Annotated in this window: 12 protein-coding genes; 8 read left to right on the plus strand and 4 right to left on the minus strand. The window is 28.6% G+C overall.

Features of this window, described 5'->3' with window-relative positions:
* Window positions 1–797 precede the first annotated feature (797 nt).
* Genes U9R42_04020 through U9R42_04030 form a run of 3 tightly spaced genes read left to right on the plus strand, consistent with a single transcriptional unit; the run spans window position 798 to window position 4,512 of the window.
* A complete protein-coding gene (locus U9R42_04020; protein MEA3495183.1) occupies window positions 798–1,568 on the plus strand; it encodes an SAM-dependent chlorinase/fluorinase in 771 nt (256 codons plus the stop codon).
* Window positions 1,569–1,579: 11 nt separating this feature from the next.
* Window positions 1,580–2,398, plus strand: coding sequence for a hypothetical protein (locus U9R42_04025; GenBank protein ID MEA3495184.1), 819 nt, complete (start codon window positions 1,580–1,582; stop codon window positions 2,396–2,398).
* Window positions 2,399–2,400: 2 nt separating this feature from the next.
* Window positions 2,401–4,512 (plus strand): helix-hairpin-helix domain-containing protein, encoded by a 2,112-nt coding sequence (locus U9R42_04030; GenBank protein MEA3495185.1) that lies wholly within the window; start codon window positions 2,401–2,403, stop codon window positions 4,510–4,512.
* Between the two features lie 459 nt (window positions 4,513–4,971).
* Here U9R42_04030 and U9R42_04035 read toward each other — a convergent pair whose 3' ends face one another.
* The gene (locus tag U9R42_04035) at window positions 4,972–8,682 is read right to left on the minus strand and encodes a DNA methyltransferase (protein MEA3495186.1); all 3,711 of its coding nucleotides are present in this window, start codon (window positions 8,680–8,682) and stop codon (window positions 4,972–4,974) included.
* Window positions 8,683–8,733: 51 nt separating this feature from the next.
* Here U9R42_04035 and U9R42_04040 point away from each other — a divergent pair, with 51 nt between their 5' ends.
* The 5 genes from U9R42_04040 to U9R42_04060 all read left to right on the plus strand — a co-directional run bounded on the left by U9R42_04040 (window position 8,734) and on the right by U9R42_04060 (window position 13,257).
* On the plus strand, window positions 8,734–8,913 hold the full coding sequence (locus tag U9R42_04040) for a hypothetical protein (protein MEA3495187.1): 180 nt from the start codon (window positions 8,734–8,736) through the stop codon (window positions 8,911–8,913).
* A gap of 95 nt (window positions 8,914–9,008) precedes the next feature.
* On the plus strand, window positions 9,009–9,575 hold the full coding sequence (rfbC, locus tag U9R42_04045) for a dTDP-4-dehydrorhamnose 3,5-epimerase (GenBank protein ID MEA3495188.1): 567 nt from the start codon (window positions 9,009–9,011) through the stop codon (window positions 9,573–9,575).
* A gap of 17 nt (window positions 9,576–9,592) precedes the next feature.
* Entirely contained in the window at window positions 9,593–10,564 is a 972-nt protein-coding gene (locus U9R42_04050; protein ID MEA3495189.1) for an SDR family oxidoreductase, read from the plus strand.
* 4 nt (window positions 10,565–10,568) lie between these two features.
* Window positions 10,569–11,420 carry a dTDP-4-dehydrorhamnose reductase gene (gene rfbD, locus U9R42_04055; protein ID MEA3495190.1) on the plus strand — a complete coding sequence of 284 codons (852 nt, stop codon included), beginning with the start codon at window positions 10,569–10,571 and terminating at the stop codon, window positions 11,418–11,420.
* A 37-nt stretch (window positions 11,421–11,457) separates the two neighbouring features.
* Entirely contained in the window at window positions 11,458–13,257 is a 1,800-nt protein-coding gene (locus tag U9R42_04060; protein ID MEA3495191.1) for a TonB-dependent receptor, read from the plus strand.
* 69 nt (window positions 13,258–13,326) lie between these two features.
* Here U9R42_04060 and U9R42_04065 read toward each other — a convergent pair whose 3' ends face one another.
* From U9R42_04065 to U9R42_04075, 3 genes are all read right to left on the minus strand, one after another.
* Window positions 13,327–14,577 carry a DUF1302 family protein gene (locus U9R42_04065; GenBank protein ID MEA3495192.1) on the minus strand — a complete coding sequence of 417 codons (1,251 nt, stop codon included), beginning with the start codon at window positions 14,575–14,577 and terminating at the stop codon, window positions 13,327–13,329.
* 15 nt (window positions 14,578–14,592) lie between these two features.
* Entirely contained in the window at window positions 14,593–15,366 is a 774-nt protein-coding gene (locus U9R42_04070) for an outer membrane lipoprotein-sorting protein (GenBank protein MEA3495193.1), read from the minus strand.
* 235 nt (window positions 15,367–15,601) lie between these two features.
* The gene (locus U9R42_04075) at window positions 15,602–15,955 is read right to left on the minus strand and encodes a four helix bundle protein (GenBank protein ID MEA3495194.1); all 354 of its coding nucleotides are present in this window, start codon (window positions 15,953–15,955) and stop codon (window positions 15,602–15,604) included.
* Window positions 15,956–16,008 lie beyond the last annotated feature (53 nt).

Consider the following 16,008-nt stretch of genomic DNA (forward strand, 5'->3'; position numbering starts at 1 on the left):
GATAAGTATATGAAATTATCTATTTGTTACACATTTTCAGTGTGTTATTTTTTTGTTCTTTAACCAAATGCAACGCATTTGGTTAAGGTATCAAAGGCTTTCAGCTTTTTTTTCTAATAGTTAACCACAGAGTTCAAAGAGTGCTCATAAACAAAAATCAGCCTGAAAGGCTTCAACAACAAAACTTACAAATACGCAAAAAAAGCTACAGGCTGAAAGCCTGAAATAAAGAATATTGTACTATACATAAAATTAAATACCGATTTTCACTTTTTTAACAAATCATAATTTATTCCTAAATTCAGAACACCTAACTTAACGAAAACTATACTTCGACTGGTCATAATTTGAACTTTGGCACTATGTTTAACGCGTTGATTATTATTCGTTTACACAATATTGCAAAACGCAGTTTATGACCGCTCAGCATATATATTGTCGCGAAAATATCGAATATTGAACAAGGAATTATGAATAATGAAATTTGTTGACCACAAAAGTTGCTCAGCATCGTCTTTTCACTTCAAAATTCTTTATTCCTTGTTCAATATTCATTATTAATAAATACGACACAATTAAATATTTAGGATTTAATTATGGCTGAAAAGTTTGCTGTGAAAATCGGTGTTAAATACATATCCGTATGTTTCCCTAAAAAAAACAATGAAACATTCTGATAAGCATATAAAAAAATATTTGTAGCTTGTCCCCTTATTCATTATCTTTGTTTTTTAAAAGAAAGGAATTATTAAGTTCCCTTTAATAAAAACGCAATAGAAATAGTTTCTGTAAGAATTATGACAATCATTACTTTGACAACTGACATCGGAATAAAAGATTTTTACCTTCCTGCGGTAAAAGGTTTTATTTATTCTCAAATTCCTGATGCTCAGATTATTGATATTTCCCATGTTATTTCTCCTTTCAATGTTTCAGAAGCATCCTTTATTTTACGTAATTGCTACCTTGATTTTCCTCCCGGGAGCATACATCTCATCAGTGTTGATTCGGATACAACAAAAAATGAAGACTACATTATAGTTAAAAATAAAGGTCAATATATAATTGGTAAAAACAACGGAATTATTTCACTTATTACTGACGAAAAATCTGATGAAGTAATTAAAATCAATAACTTATTAGAATCAGATTTTCTTTTTCCTTTAAAAAACATCCTTGCCAAAACAGCCTGTAAAATAGCAAAAAAAACAGCTTTAAAAAAATTAGGCAGTACAAGTGATTTTAAGTTACTCTCAACATTAAGTCCCATTATTGAAAAAAACATTATCAGAGGAACAATAATTTACATTGACAATTTTGGAAATGCAATCACTAACGTTAGCAAATCACATTTTGAAAGATTTGATAAAAATTTAAAACCAAAGGTTTTAATAAGCAATAAATTTACAATGGATAAAATATCAAAACTATATTCTGATGTAAGTGAAGGGCAAATACTTGCTATTTTCGGCTCCTCAGGTTTGCTTGAAATAGCTATGAACAAAGGAAATGCTAGCAAATTAGTAGGATTAACTATCCAAAACAAATTTTTTATTGATTTTAAATAAAGTTCTTATTAATGAAAAAATATATTTTACTGTTTTTTTCAATAATCATAATTTTTCAGGCACACTCACAAACTGACAACTTTAGCTCAGGAGCAAGGTCAAAAGCATTGGCAGATGCATCCGTTGTTTTAGTCGATCAATGGGCTTCCTTTAACAATCAAGCAGCTCTTGCCTTTTTGGATAAAACCTCAGTTGGCATTTATGCCGAAAACAGATTTAACATCCGAGAATTAAATTCAGGTGCTTTTACTTTTGCCTTAGCATTAAAAAACTCAGGAACAATAGCTCTGGATTTATATACATTCAATAATTCTGTAATTTATTCTAAACAAAAATTTGGTCTTGCTTACGCAAAAAAACTTAGTAAAAGATTTTCCGCAGGAATTCAATTGAATTTTTTAAGAACTCACATTCAAGATTATGGCTTTAACAACAGTGTTTGTGGTGAACTCGGAATTCTTTACAAAGTAAATTCCAAATCAACTATTGGAGTTCATGTTTTTAACCCTACCGCATCAAAATATTCAGAATACGAAAATGAAAGAATACCAACTGTGATGAAAGTTGGCTTTGGTAATAAAATTTCAGATAAAACATTAATTGTTTTAGAAGTAGAAAACAGCTCCGAAAACAAATTTGTTTTTAAGGGTGGTTTTGAATATGAAATTGGAGAAATACTCGCTTTTCAAATTGGAGTAAAATCTTATCCTTTCACAAATTCCTTTGGATTTTTATTGAAAACAGAAACATTTATTTTTAACCTCTCACTGCAATATTTACAAGTACTTGATGCAACACCGGGACTTTCGGTTGGTTATTATTTTAATTAAACATGATTTTTTTTAACAGAATTACAGTTTCCCTTTTTGGATTTTATTATCCGATAAAAAAACAATTGCCACTATTATTTTTATTAGTGTTTTTGTTTTCTACACAAAGTAAAGCCCAAAAAAATCCAGAAATACAGATTGAAAATATTATTGAGAACATCCTCGAAGAAGCAAACGAAGAATTTGACTACTCCGAACTTCAAGAACGATTAATGAGATTTTATCATTCCCCTCTTTCGCTAAACGATGCCACAAAAGAAGAACTATCTCAAATATTTTTTCTTACCGACCAGCAAGTAAATGAAATTATAAATTACAGAAAAAGATATTATGGATTTACGACAATTTATGAACTAAAATCAATACAATCACTTGATCCTATCACATTAAAAAGGTTACTACTTTTTATAAATACAAAAAAAAGTGAAGAAAGAAAAAAGCTAAAACCTGCTCAAATTCTAAAATGGGGAAGCAACAGCATACTCATGAAATACCAGAGAACCTTAGAAAAAGCCGAAGGTTACCTAAAGGATACAAGCAAAACTCACTATTTTGGAAATCCTGACAAATATTATTTGCGATACAACCATAATTTGGGAAGAAAAGTAAGCTATGGTTTAACGATGGAAAAAGATGCAGGAGAAGAGTTTTTTAAAGGAAGTCAAAAAAACGGATTTGATTACTACTCAGCACACTTTTATATTGGCGAACAAAAGCACATTAAAAGCCTTGCCATTGGTGATTACAATGCAAATTTTGGTCAGGGCTTGGTTTTTTCTTCAGGATTTTCCCTTGGCAAATCTACAAATGCAATGAATTTTTTCAAATACAATGATGGAATTTCTCCATACAGGTCGGTAAATGAAAATAATTTTCTACGAGGTGGTGCAATTACTTATGAATTCAAAAATTATAGGCTTACAGCATTTTATTCAAATAAAAATATTGATGGAAATATTATTTCAGAAAGTGATTCAACAGATTTAAGTGTTGAAGACCATTTTACATCATTTTACACAACAGGATATCACAGAACAGAAAATGAAATTGAAAAAAAGAAAAGTATAAACGAAGAGCTTTTCGGAACACATCTTAGTTGCTCTTTTAATAAATTAAACCTTGGATTTACAGGCGTTGCAGGAAACTTTAGCAATTCTTTATCTCTGAATGAAAAACCCTACAACAATTTTTATTTTTCGGGCAATGAGTTTATGAACTTTGGTGCTGATTATTCCTTTGTTTACAACAACTTACATTTTTTTGGAGAAACAGGCTGGGATACAAAAAGCATTGCAAATATCTCGGGATTAACAATAAATCTCGGTTCAAGCATAAATGCAGGATTGGTTTACAGAAACTATCCGAAAAATTATAACGCATTGTATGCTAATGCTTTTAGAGAAGGAAGCTCAACACAAAATGAAAATGGATTGTACCTTGCACTTGCAATTATCCCATGGAGAAACTGGAAAATTAATGCTTACATTGACAGATTTGAATTTCCATGGTTAAAATACATGATTGACCAGCCATCAAAAGGCTTTGAATATCTTACAGATATACATTACACACCATCCTATTACACAAAAATGTACTGGCGGATAAAATACTATAACAAAGAAAAAAATCTATCAGGCAATGAAAGTGTTTTAAATCAAATTTCAGAAACAAAAAAACTCAGTTTCAGGTACAACATTGATCAAAATATTTCAAAACAAATAAAACTAAAAACACGAATTGAATATTCATTTTTCAGAATTAACGAAAATGAAGCAACACAAGGATTCTTAAGTTTTCAGGATATAATTTGGAGTTCCAACAATTACAAACTCAGGCTAATAGGAAGATATTCTTTTTTTAATATTGATGATTACTATTCTCGCATTTACACTTACGAAAATGATATTTTGTACTCATTCAGTATCCCTTCCTTCTTCAACAAAGGAATGAGATATTATCTAGTTGCTCGCTACAACGCATCAAATAAAATTACCCTTTGGTTAAAATTATCCCGAACTACTTATTTGGACACAGAAAACATAGGTTCAGGACTTAACGAAATTGAAGGAAAAAATAAAACAGAATTGAGGTTAATGGCAAGGATTAAGTTTTAAAAATTACTATTTTTGTTACTACTCAGCAACTATGCAAAATATAAAAGCCACAGATTCACAGATTTAAAAACTACCTTCGATTGTTTTTTCTGTAAAGATTCATTAAACACGGATTTTCACGACTATAATTAACCGTACTTAAGCTACTTCAAAATAGCTCTTAACTTACCTAAACGCCAGATAACAAGATAGTTGTCTGGCATTTTTTTATATTTTTGTTTTTAAAAAAAGTAAGGTCGTTAAATTTTTTTTAAGTGGATACTTTTCGGTTAATAGAGTGGGTAATTTTCGGTTAATATATACATCAATTATAGATTTCAATATATAGGTGTAATTACAAACTACACCTAGTACGGGGGTTCAGGACTTAACGAAATTGACGGAAACAATAAAACAGAATTGAGGTTAATGGCAAGGATAAAATTTTAAAAATTACTATTTTTTAATAAATTAATTTATCTAGCTATTTTCAACAATATTTATTTCTTCATCATTTAAGCCATAAATATTATAAACCATTTCATCTATTTTGGATTCAATTTCTGTTGTATCAGCCGATTCATTTTTTTGTTTTTGCTTAATAATTTGATTTACCAAATTTTCTATACCCGTTTTATCTTCAAATTGTTTTATTGGAAATTTTTTACAATTATCAATAAGAATTTTTTGAAACAATTCTTTTTCAATATCCAAGAAAGAATACTTATGATAAAAATTAATGAGTTTACTGTTTAAAAGTGCAGTCAGTTCCAATGGTGTCAAACCATTTTTTGGTATTATAGCAAAACCAATTTGAGTAAAGTATAATGATTCTTTGGAATAACCAGCATATATTTTGGGAGGATTTCCCGACACAATCTGCCTAACTATTACTCTAGAATCGGTAAAAAACTTTTCTTTCCTTGATGCACCCAACCATTCTCCATACAAGATATATTCCTTAACCTGATTATTTACATAATATGGAATTATATTTTCTCCTTTTATTAAAGGTTTGTAATACTTTGATTTTTTTGTGTGTGAATGATATTCCCTATTTTTAATAAGCTTTTGAGAATGCCCCTTGTATTTATCATAAGGCGTAATACCTAAGGTAAAATCAGCATATTTCTCTAATTCTTTACTATTTTTATAAATCTTTGAAATTACTTTTTGAATTGACTTTGTAAAATAAATATTAAATTTTTTATCATTAAATAATTCCCAAGCCGATTTTTGAACAATATATTCAGAATTATTTGATATTTCTTCAATAATATCTTTATGCCAAAATTTTATTATTTTAGTGGAATCATATTTTACTCCTTTTGTAAACCCTAAAATTATTGTTTCTACAGAAGCATCAACAAATACATTGTCAGGTAGTTTTACAATTCTATTAACATTATCAAAAATATAATTTCTAATCTTTTGATAAGATAAATTAACTAATATTGAATTTGGTATTATAAAAGCAAATTCGCCATAATCCTTTAGAATACTAAAAGAACGTTCGATAAACAAGGAATAAAGATTAATTCTATTAGTTGAGGTTTTAAATGACTCAAAAAATAAGTCAACAATATTTTTTTCTAATGCCTTGATACCAACATAAGGTGGGTTCCCAATTACAACATCAAAACCAATAAAATCTCCCTCATTGTTTAACACCTCGGGAAATTCAAAACGCCATTCAAAAGCATTTTTATAAATTTTATTATTTTTTATCTCGTCTATTTCATTTGATAATTTTTCTATTTCATTTTCAAGTTTTGATTGTTCATTTTTTCTCTTCTTTTTTAATCCTCTTTGTTTACCATATTCTTCTTCAGGTTCAAATAAAAAATTTCCTGTAAATCTAGAATAAAGTTCATTAGCTAATTTATCCAGTCTTTTTTTCTTCGGGTCATTTAACCCGATTACAGTTTGAAAATTACTTTTTATGTCATCAATAAGTCTTCTCATCTCTCGTTTTTCTGATTTATCTTTAGATCTTTTATAAGAATCAACAGCTAAACGATATGATTCAATATTCCATTTACTTTTACGAAGTGCCTTTTTTAAATTTGAATCAAGCTCAAAACGACTAATCAAAGAGTTTCCACATTTAATATTAATGTCAATATTTGGTAATGTTTCTAATTCCTGATAATTACTTTCTTTTTTATAGAATGAGTTTTTAAGCAATTCTATCCATAAACGTAATCTACAAATTTTTACAGAATTAATGTTAATATCAACTCCAAATAAGCAATTTTCAATAATGTTTTGTTTTTCATAAAAAATTGCTTCTTGTAAATTTTGTTTTTCTTGAGGAACATATCGCTTTCCACTTTCAGGATTATAACTTACTGAATAATCAAAAATACAATCCTCCTCTTCATCAAAAACAGTTAATTCATCATTATCAATTTCAATTTTATAATTTTTAATACGACTACCATCACAATAATTTAAAATTCCAAGTTCTGATTTTATTGAAATAATTTCATTTAATGCTGAAACTAAAAAATGACCTGAACCAACAGCAGGGTCACAAATATGAATGCTATTAATAATTTCATTTGCCAACTTTCTACCTTCTTTACTTGTGTCAATTTCTTCAGTTAAATTTTCAAAAGATTTAACATTTTTATATCTTTCAGTTTCTGAAAATTTTTGAACTACTGCCTTACGAATAGTTTCACTGCACATATACATTGTGATAAAACCCGGAGTAAAAAATGAGCCATCCTGATAACCATTTATTTTTTCGAAGATTAATCCAAGTACAGATGCATTTATTAAAGACCTTTTGTCTTCTTGAATATCCTCTTTGCCTTCACTACTAAAATCATAAGCATTTAAAAACTCAAATAAATATTCTAATGTTCCAAAAGTTCCTTTTCTTCTTATATTTTTATCCAATAAAACTGTTTTAGAATATATTGGTAAAGGTCTTTCATCTTCAAGATTGCTAATATAAATAGTTTCTCTTTCAAGTTCAGTCGGTTCAAAAAGAGAGCTATTTAAAAAAGGAATATTACCATATCTTTCAATTTCTTCCTTTGTTCTTTCCTCTGTTTTTTTAGCAAGTATTGCAAAAAACAAATCATCAAGATCATCAAAATTTTCTATTTTCTTTATGTTCAAAAAAATTTGATTTGTATCTCCTTTATGATAACTTACTAATTGAGATTCAAGTAACTTGAGAAATAGTATTCTATTAATCCATGTTATTGTTAATTCCAATGCAACAGTAAAAAGTCTTTCTTCTTGTGTTTTTCCATAATTTGACGGCTTTTCGATTCCTGAAATAATATCTCTTTTTTCAAGTTGTCTTATTGTATTTTCAATTATTGATGCAGAATTTCTTTCAGATGCTTTATTCCTTTGGATTAATTTTTTACTACCTTTTTTAATTTCTTCTAATCCAACAATATGAAGGAGTTCTGTATAAAACTTTCGGTTTAAACTATTACTATCATTCGCAAAAGGAAGCTTTAATAAATGCTTTGAAGAAAGTAATTTAAACAACGCTATAAGCTTATTGTCATCCTTTCTGTTTTGAATCTTTAATGTTTCCTCATAATCTCGTATATCAAAAAAAGTATATTCAAGATGTTCATCAACAGTTTTAATAAATGGTTTTGCAATCTGTTCATAAAAAAAATCTGTTGTTTTTCCAGAAAGTCGTTTATCTTCAAAATCCTTGAACTGCTCAACTAACTCTTTATTTTGAACAAAATATTTTTCAAATAAATACACATCAAAAATAAACCACTCATAAATATTTGTTGCAATCAAAAATTTTATTTCAAGATTATTATTTGTTATTCGCTCTCTTAAATAATACAAAAGAAGCTCATGTAAAGCTTTTCTATTTATGTTGCCTTTTTGTAACATTTCATTCTTATTCGTAGGTTTTTTTGTTTCTATTAAAACAGCTACTTCACTTTCTGATTTTTTTCCGTTGTGGATTACAAGGTCGGTTCTTTCTTTTGTATTTATAAAATAATTATTTTTGTAATAAGTATCTTTTAAAAAATCAATAATTAAATTTTTATGAAATTCTTCACTTTCCTTTTCATCAATTCTTTCTATTAACTGAATTAGATTTCTTTTAAAAAGTTCAATTTCTACTCTTTCTACTTTTTCTTTTAAAAAAGTTTTATTTAGTGCTTTCCGTGGTTTCAAAATATTATTTGTCATAAGATATCAAGTCTGATAAATTTTTTAAAATTCTTGGAATAATAAATATCTATGCTAAAAATTATTCACAACCAATTTAATAAAAATATTAAAAAACAAGAAATATTAACTCAAGTTTCGCATTTGAATATAAAGAATCATAAAAATAAATCAATTGTAGAAAATAATTTGGTATGTTTTACACAAAGTATTAATATTGTTCATTCAAAAATATTATTAAGAAGTACTTAAAGTGAATTAAAGTTAAAAGTGCCTAAATAAAAGATGAGTAAAGCAAATTGATAAAAGTGAAACCATATAAGTACTGATTATTAAAAAAAAATTTTATGCAATTAAAAATAGAAGAAACAAACATAGAAGCTGTAAAAATTGTTATCCCTGAGTTTTTTCAAGACGACAGAGGATTTTTTACAGAAGTTTATCGTGCCGACCAATTTAAAGAATTAGGACTCCCTTCAAATTTTGTTCAGCTAAATCATTCAGGCTCTGTAAAAAACGTTTTAAGGGGTTTGCATTTTCAGTGGGAACCACCAATGGGAAAGCTAATGCGAGTAACAAAAGGAGAAGCATTTTTGGTAGCTGTTGATATAAGAAAAGCTTCACCCACACTGGGAAAATGGGTTGGAGTAATTGCTTCTGCTGAAAATAAATTGCAAGTATTTGCTCCTGCAAGTTTTGCTCGTGGCTTTTGTGTTACTTCAGAATATGCAGAAATCCAATACTTAACAACAGGTAATTACAGCAACAAAGCAGAATCGGGAATTTTATGGAACGACCCTGAAATCGGAATAGAATGGCCTATTAAAGAACCTATTCTTTCAGGGAAAGATGAAATTGCTCAAACATTAAACGATTGGTTGAAAACAGCAGAATCAGAAAATTTTAAATATTAATTATTAAAAAAAATAAAATGAAAATATTAGTAGCAGGTGGTGCCGGATATATTGGCTCAGTAATGGTTCCTAAACTCGCAGAAAGAGGATATGATGTAACTGTAGTTGATTTACTTTGGTTTGGAAATAATTTGCCAAAAGAAATAGAAGTAATAGAAAAGAATATTTTTGACCTTAACTCAAAAGACCTTGAAGGATTTGATCAGGTTATTTTTATGGGCGGATTATCCAATGACCCAATGGCAGAATTTTCACCTAAAGATAATTTTATTCAAAATGCTTCGGCAACAGCTTATCTTGGATATATTGCAAAAAAAGCAAAAATAAAAAGATTTATTTATGCAGGTTCATGTTCTGTTTACGGATACACAGTAAATGAACTTTATGATGAAACTTCTCCTGCCGTTTCAAATTATCCTTATGGAATTTCAAAGTTACAAGGTGAACATTCTGTGATTCAAATGCAAGATGATGATTTTTCAGTAATTGCTTTCAGACAAGGAACAGTATCGGGTTACAGCCCACGAATGAGACTCGACCTTATCGTAAATACTATGTTCAAATCTGCTATACAAAAGAAAGTAATTACAGTAAATAACCCTTCAATCTGGCGACCAATCTTAAGTATTCGTGATGCGGCAAGTGCCTACATACGAGCAGTTGAATCAAATTATGACATCTCAGGAGTTTTCAATATCGCTTCAGGAAATTACACCGTGGGCGAAGTTGCCGACCTTGTAAAAGAAAGTATTGAAGAAAAAATGAACTTGAATATTACTTTGGATATAAAAAATATTAAGGATTTCAGGAATTATAAAGTCAGTTATGAAAAAGCTATGAAAGTACTTAGCTATAAACCAAATCATAACGTAAAAAATATTGTAGAAAATCTGATTAAAAACTTTGATAAATTCAAGGACTTTGATAATCCGAATTTTTACAATATTCAGGTATTTAAAAAATTAAAACAAAATCAAGAAAAAATATAGAACAATGAAAGTTGCAGTAATAGGAGCTCTAGGTCAACTTGGTGTTGATGTTTGTAATGAGTTTGAAAAAGACAAAGTAGAAGCCGTAAGACTTGATATTGATAATGTTGATATTACAAAAATTGATACGCTAAACAAAACACTGAAAGAGATTAAACCTGAAATAATTATTAATACTGCAGCCTATCATGATGTTGAACAATGTGAAAAAAATCCTTGTATTGCTTACGAAGTAAATGCTATAGGAGCAAAAAACCTTGCACTCGTTTCTAATGATTTAAATTGCGGATTAATTCATATTTCCACAGACTATGTTTTTAACGGAAACAAAGATATTCCTTATTTGGAAACAGATACAGCATTTCCATTAAATGTTTATGGCAACACAAAACTTGCAGGAGAAAGATTTATTAGTGCTTTTGCTAAAAAATTTTTAATACTCAGAACATCAGGATTATTCGGGAAAAGCCCCTGCCGTGGAAAAGGTGGATTAAACTTTGTTGAACTAATGCTCAAATTAGCCAAAGAAAGAGATGAAGTAAGGGTTGTTGACCATGAAATTTTAACACCAACTTCAACATTACAACTGGCAAGACAAATTGTTAATCTAAAGGAACCTGATTTTTACGGAATAGCTCATGCAACACCCGAAGGTTATTGTTCTTGGTATCAATTTACTAAAGAAATTTTCAGGATAAAAGGTATAAAAACAACACTAAACATTGCAAAGCCTGGTGAATTTCCCGAAAAGGTTGCAAGACCATATTATTCCGTTCTGGAAAACAATATTCTTAATCAATACAGTCACAATATAATGAATCACTGGAGTGATGGATTAAAAGAATATTTGAAGTGATTTTATTTTTTAAAAATATTTTATAAAATTTATAAGTTTGCATTTTAGAATTCTATTGTTCGCAATAATAATATTGCCAATTTCAGTCTTTTCACAACAAGAAAAAATTTTAATTCTTGATGAAATTGAAGTATCGGCAAACAGGATAAATTCTACTTTAGGCAAAACCTTTAAAAGTGTTACAGTTATTAGTAAAGAAGAAATTAGTTCAATGCCTGTTCAATCTGTTGAAGATATTCTTAAATATTTTACAAATGTTGACATAAGACAAAGAGGGGTTTTTGGAGTACAAGCTGACGTAGCAATTCGCGGAGGTACCTTTGAACAAACATTAATATTACTTAATGGAATAAAAATAAGTAACCCACAGACTGCCCATCACAATTTAAATTTACCTGTAAATATCGAAAATATTGAAAGAATTGAGATTCTCAAAGGAGCGGCATCACGTATTTATGGACAAAATGCCTTTTCGGGAGCAATAAATATTGTAACAAAAACTACAAAATCGAAAAATATCAAACTTAATACTACAATAGGAAGCTACAATTACTCCAACAACAATATATCAGTTTCTTTACCAGTAAAAAATTATGAGCAATTATTAAGTTACTCCAAAAAATCTTCAACAGGCTATATTTCTAATACCGATTTTGATATTACTAATGTATTTTATCAATCCTCTTTTAAAAAGAAAATTAATTTTTATGCAGGATACACAGATAAAAAATACGGAGCAAACAACTTTTACACTAACTTATTTCCCTGGCAATGGGAAACAACACGCACAGCATTTTTAAATACCTCATATATTAGCAAGCATTTTGAATCAAAAATTTACTGGAGTCAAAATTATGATGAGTTTGTATTAAAGCGTGATACACCACAATTTTATCAAAATATTCACACAACTGATGTTATTGGTGCTGAATTAAAATTCAATTTTACAACTTCTCTTGGTAAAACATCAATTGGTGCTGAGATAATTAATGAGAACATAAGAAGTTCAAATCTTGGTAATCATAATCGTTCAAATGTTGGATTCTATTTCGAACAACGGATAATCATTGATAAATTTTATATTACACCTGGAACATATTTTTGTTGGTACTCTGATTATAACACAGCTTTTTATCCGGGAATTGATATTGGATATTATTTCTCTCCAAAATTGGAATTTTATGCAGGTATTGGCAAATCGTACAGGGTGCCTACATTTACAGAACTTTATTATAACAGTCCGGGAAATATCGGAAATACTGAACTTATGCCCGAAAAAGCAATTTCTTATGAACTCGGTGCAAAACAAAAAAATAAATATTTTAGAATAAATGCTTCTGTTTTTAAAAGAAATTCAAACAATCTTATTGATTGGGTTCGTAAAAATGATACATCATCATGGAAGGTTCAAAATATTTCTAAAATAAATATGTTTGGTTTTGAAATAAATCAAAAAATCTTTTTAAAACAATTTTTTAAAACTTCATTTCCAATAAATTACCTTAATCTAAAATATTCATTTCTTGATGCAAATATTGTTGATGTTGAGTCAATTACAAAAAACACTCTTAATCATTTTAGACATCAATTTATTCTTTCATTTGAAAACAAAATATTTAAAAATGTAAATCAAGTTTGGCAAATAAGATACGAAGATAGAATTTGCAATAAAGCTCACACACTCGTAGATTCCAGAATTTCTTATAAAAAAAATAATATTTCATTGTATTTTGAAATAAATAATATTTTTAATGTCAAATATTTTGAGTTCGGAAGTATTGAAATGCCAGGCAGATGGATACATGGAGGCACAACTATAAATATTAATTTTGATTAAGAACGTCAAGAAATCCTAAAGACATCTTTAAAAGATAGAATAAATGATGTAATTAAACACAACTTGAAATTAAAAATTATATTTAATTTTGGTATAAATCATTGAGTTATCTTGGTATTGACCAAATTGTCCATCACTATCTCCAACAAAAATATTTCCTCCCAAAAGTATTGAAAAACTATCGTCAAAGTCATAAGTTATTTTTGGTCTTATCAAAGCATCTTCATCTGATAAACCAATGTATGAAAATAATTCTAAATGAAGTGTTTCCCTCATCATATCATAACGAAGCATAAAAGTTGCAGTATTTTTAAACTCTCTTTCTGACATCATATCGTTATAATCTAAAATATACTTTTGAATAAATTGAGTACTTAATTTCACACTTCCAATGTTAAAATCTATCCCTGCAACATAGTTTAAATAATCTTTCTGAATTAAAGCATCCTCAGCTAAGGGATCGGTTGTTTGAAAACATTTTCCATTATAGTATGCTCCTTCACCTCTAAATATTACACCATTAATTTCCGTGCTAAATGAACCTCCTGCAACAGTCAACCTATGATGTTCGGGAGTGATTATTAAGCCTTTTAAAATTGGACTTGGTGGCGTTGTTGTGCTATCCATTCCAAATTGTTTTTGGACATGCATTGTAGGATTATCATCCCATGTATATCCACCCATCAGTTCAAAATCAAATTTTGATGTCATTGCAGACCATTTTAAAAACAACTCGCTATTCTTTAATGAAGGCTTGATAGTGCTTTTGCTCCAATCAAATATAGTTGGTGCAGGAAATTCAGGTTGAAAATACCAAATGGAATTAGCATCGGGACGAACTGTTGGTGTAAACTGAGGTATCCAAATTGCTTCGATTGTAGTGTTCCCGATATAATAATCAAGTTTTGCAGAAATAACACCTGTTCGTACTTCATTAAAATCAGGCAATAAAAACTCTGACAGATTAAGTGGCGATACAATATCTGTAATAAAAACGCCATCAGCTTTTCCCCAAACAATTTGTTGCTTACCCACTCGCAAATCAAAATTTTTGAAATACATATCCAGATATACCTCTCTAATATTCATACTAAGACTGTCGGCATTATAAAGATAAGACATAGGATTTGCTTTAAAAGAAACTTTTTCACCTCGTTTTTCAAAATTGAGATTTAGAGTTTGCTGAATAATAGCAAACTCTCCATTTTTGTATGTTACTCCTTCATAAGTTCTTGCAAAACCAGAAACATCAAGCTTTTGAGCTTTTGCAAACGAAGCTATAAAAAGTGTTGTAACAATAATAAATACTCTTAATTTCATCTTAATAAATTTTATTTACATGCCTCTTATCATCATTCTTTCAGAAAATTTCGATGCTGAAATTCCATTATTTACTTTCACATTACTTAAAGTCATTCTGGTCGTATGATTTTTTTGCACATTTTTCATTTCAGAATTTGTTATAACATAAAAACCAGAGATTTTCTCTACTTTTTTTATTGTAAGTATTTTAAGAAGGTCTCCATCTTCATCGTAAAATTCTTTTTTTACACCCACAAAATTAGATTTATCTATCCAAGTAATTGTTTTTGAATACATATAATCTTCTTCTTTAGATATGCTTTTTACTACATAACAAACCTTAGCATTTATAGTTTCTGTACGCAAAAATTTGTGACTATCATCAGTTAATTTTCTATCGCCAAGGTCATCATAAGTAAAATCAGAACCCATAAAATAATCACTTTTACTATCGCTAGAAATTCGTTTTACCTTCTTTAATGCTGGTAAATAAATCCACTGGTCATCAGATTTGTCACTATCATAAGACCAACTCATAAATGAAGTATTTTTTACATCGGCAGGTGATTGAAAAAACATTATGCTTTTTTCTACATTCCCGAAATCTTTGAAAAACTGCTTAATCACTCTTATTCGCTGTTTGCCCTGTTTATTTGTCAAGGTCATTTTTAAAGTTGCTGTTTGATCATCTCCACTTGCACGATTATAAGTTCTTTCAATTATCTGAGATCCTGTTAATTGTGCATTTGCACTAAATCCTGCTACTATTACCAATGTAGCAACTACTACTAATTTTAAAGTTTTCATTTTTTTAATTATTTAATTATTCAATGGTTCAATTATTCAATTATTCAATGGTTCAATTTTTCAATGTTTCAATTTTTCAATGGTTCAATTTTTCAATGGTTCAATTATTTAATGGTTCAATTATTCAATGGTTCAATGGTTCAATTATTTAATGGTTCAATTTTTCAATGGTTCAATTATTTAATGGTTCAATTATTTAATGGTTCAATTATTCAATTATTTACTCCTTATATATTTAATTCTTTTTACTTAAAGTTTTTAATATAGCACCAAGTATCTTTAGTATTTCTTCTACATCTGCAATTAAGCTATCTGCTAATTTCGCTTCTATATAATCACTATCTTTTAGTAACCTCAACCAATAGTGTGTTTCTCGAGCTTCTTTATAAGAAATAAAATATTTTGATCGAAATTCCTTTTTAGAAATACTGCCTGTTGCCTCTTCAGAATTTGCTCCAATAGAAGTTCCACTCCTAAGGATTTGCCTAGAAAGAGTATATTCCTTTTTTTCCTCATTTAAATATTTATACAATTTAATTATCCGTAAAGCAAAACTGTATGTTTTTGTTAGTATTATATTTTCTTCCATAATTTTAATTTTTCAATTATACTATTTCATTATATCATTACACAATTACATCA

It is taken from the genome of Bacteroidota bacterium (genome assembly GCA_034723125.1).
Taxonomy (GTDB): Bacteria; Bacteroidota; Bacteroidia; order CAILMK01; family JAAYUY01; genus JAYEOP01.

Excerpts from the sequence above, each read along its gene's own strand:
- U9R42_04075 (MEA3495194.1), bottom strand. The coding sequence starts at position 15,955 with ATGGAAGAAAATATAATACTAACAAAAACATACAGTTTTGCTTTACGG.
- U9R42_04065 (MEA3495192.1), bottom strand. The coding sequence starts at position 14,577 with ATGAAATTAAGAGTATTTATTATTGTTACAACACTTTTTATAGCTTCG.
- rfbC (MEA3495188.1), top strand. The coding sequence starts at position 9,009 with ATGCAATTAAAAATAGAAGAAACAAACATAGAAGCTGTAAAAATTGTT.
- U9R42_04040 (MEA3495187.1), top strand. The coding sequence starts at position 8,734 with ATGCTAAAAATTATTCACAACCAATTTAATAAAAATATTAAAAAACAA.
- rfbD (MEA3495190.1), top strand. The coding sequence starts at position 10,569 with ATGAAAGTTGCAGTAATAGGAGCTCTAGGTCAACTTGGTGTTGATGTT.
- U9R42_04030 (MEA3495185.1), top strand. The coding sequence starts at position 2,401 with ATGATTTTTTTTAACAGAATTACAGTTTCCCTTTTTGGATTTTATTAT.
- U9R42_04070 (MEA3495193.1), bottom strand. The coding sequence starts at position 15,366 with ATGAAAACTTTAAAATTAGTAGTAGTTGCTACATTGGTAATAGTAGCA.
- U9R42_04050 (MEA3495189.1), top strand. The coding sequence starts at position 9,593 with ATGAAAATATTAGTAGCAGGTGGTGCCGGATATATTGGCTCAGTAATG.
- U9R42_04035 (MEA3495186.1), bottom strand. The coding sequence starts at position 8,682 with ATGACAAATAATATTTTGAAACCACGGAAAGCACTAAATAAAACTTTT.
- U9R42_04025 (MEA3495184.1), top strand. The coding sequence starts at position 1,580 with ATGAAAAAATATATTTTACTGTTTTTTTCAATAATCATAATTTTTCAG.
- U9R42_04020 (MEA3495183.1), top strand. The coding sequence starts at position 798 with ATGACAATCATTACTTTGACAACTGACATCGGAATAAAAGATTTTTAC.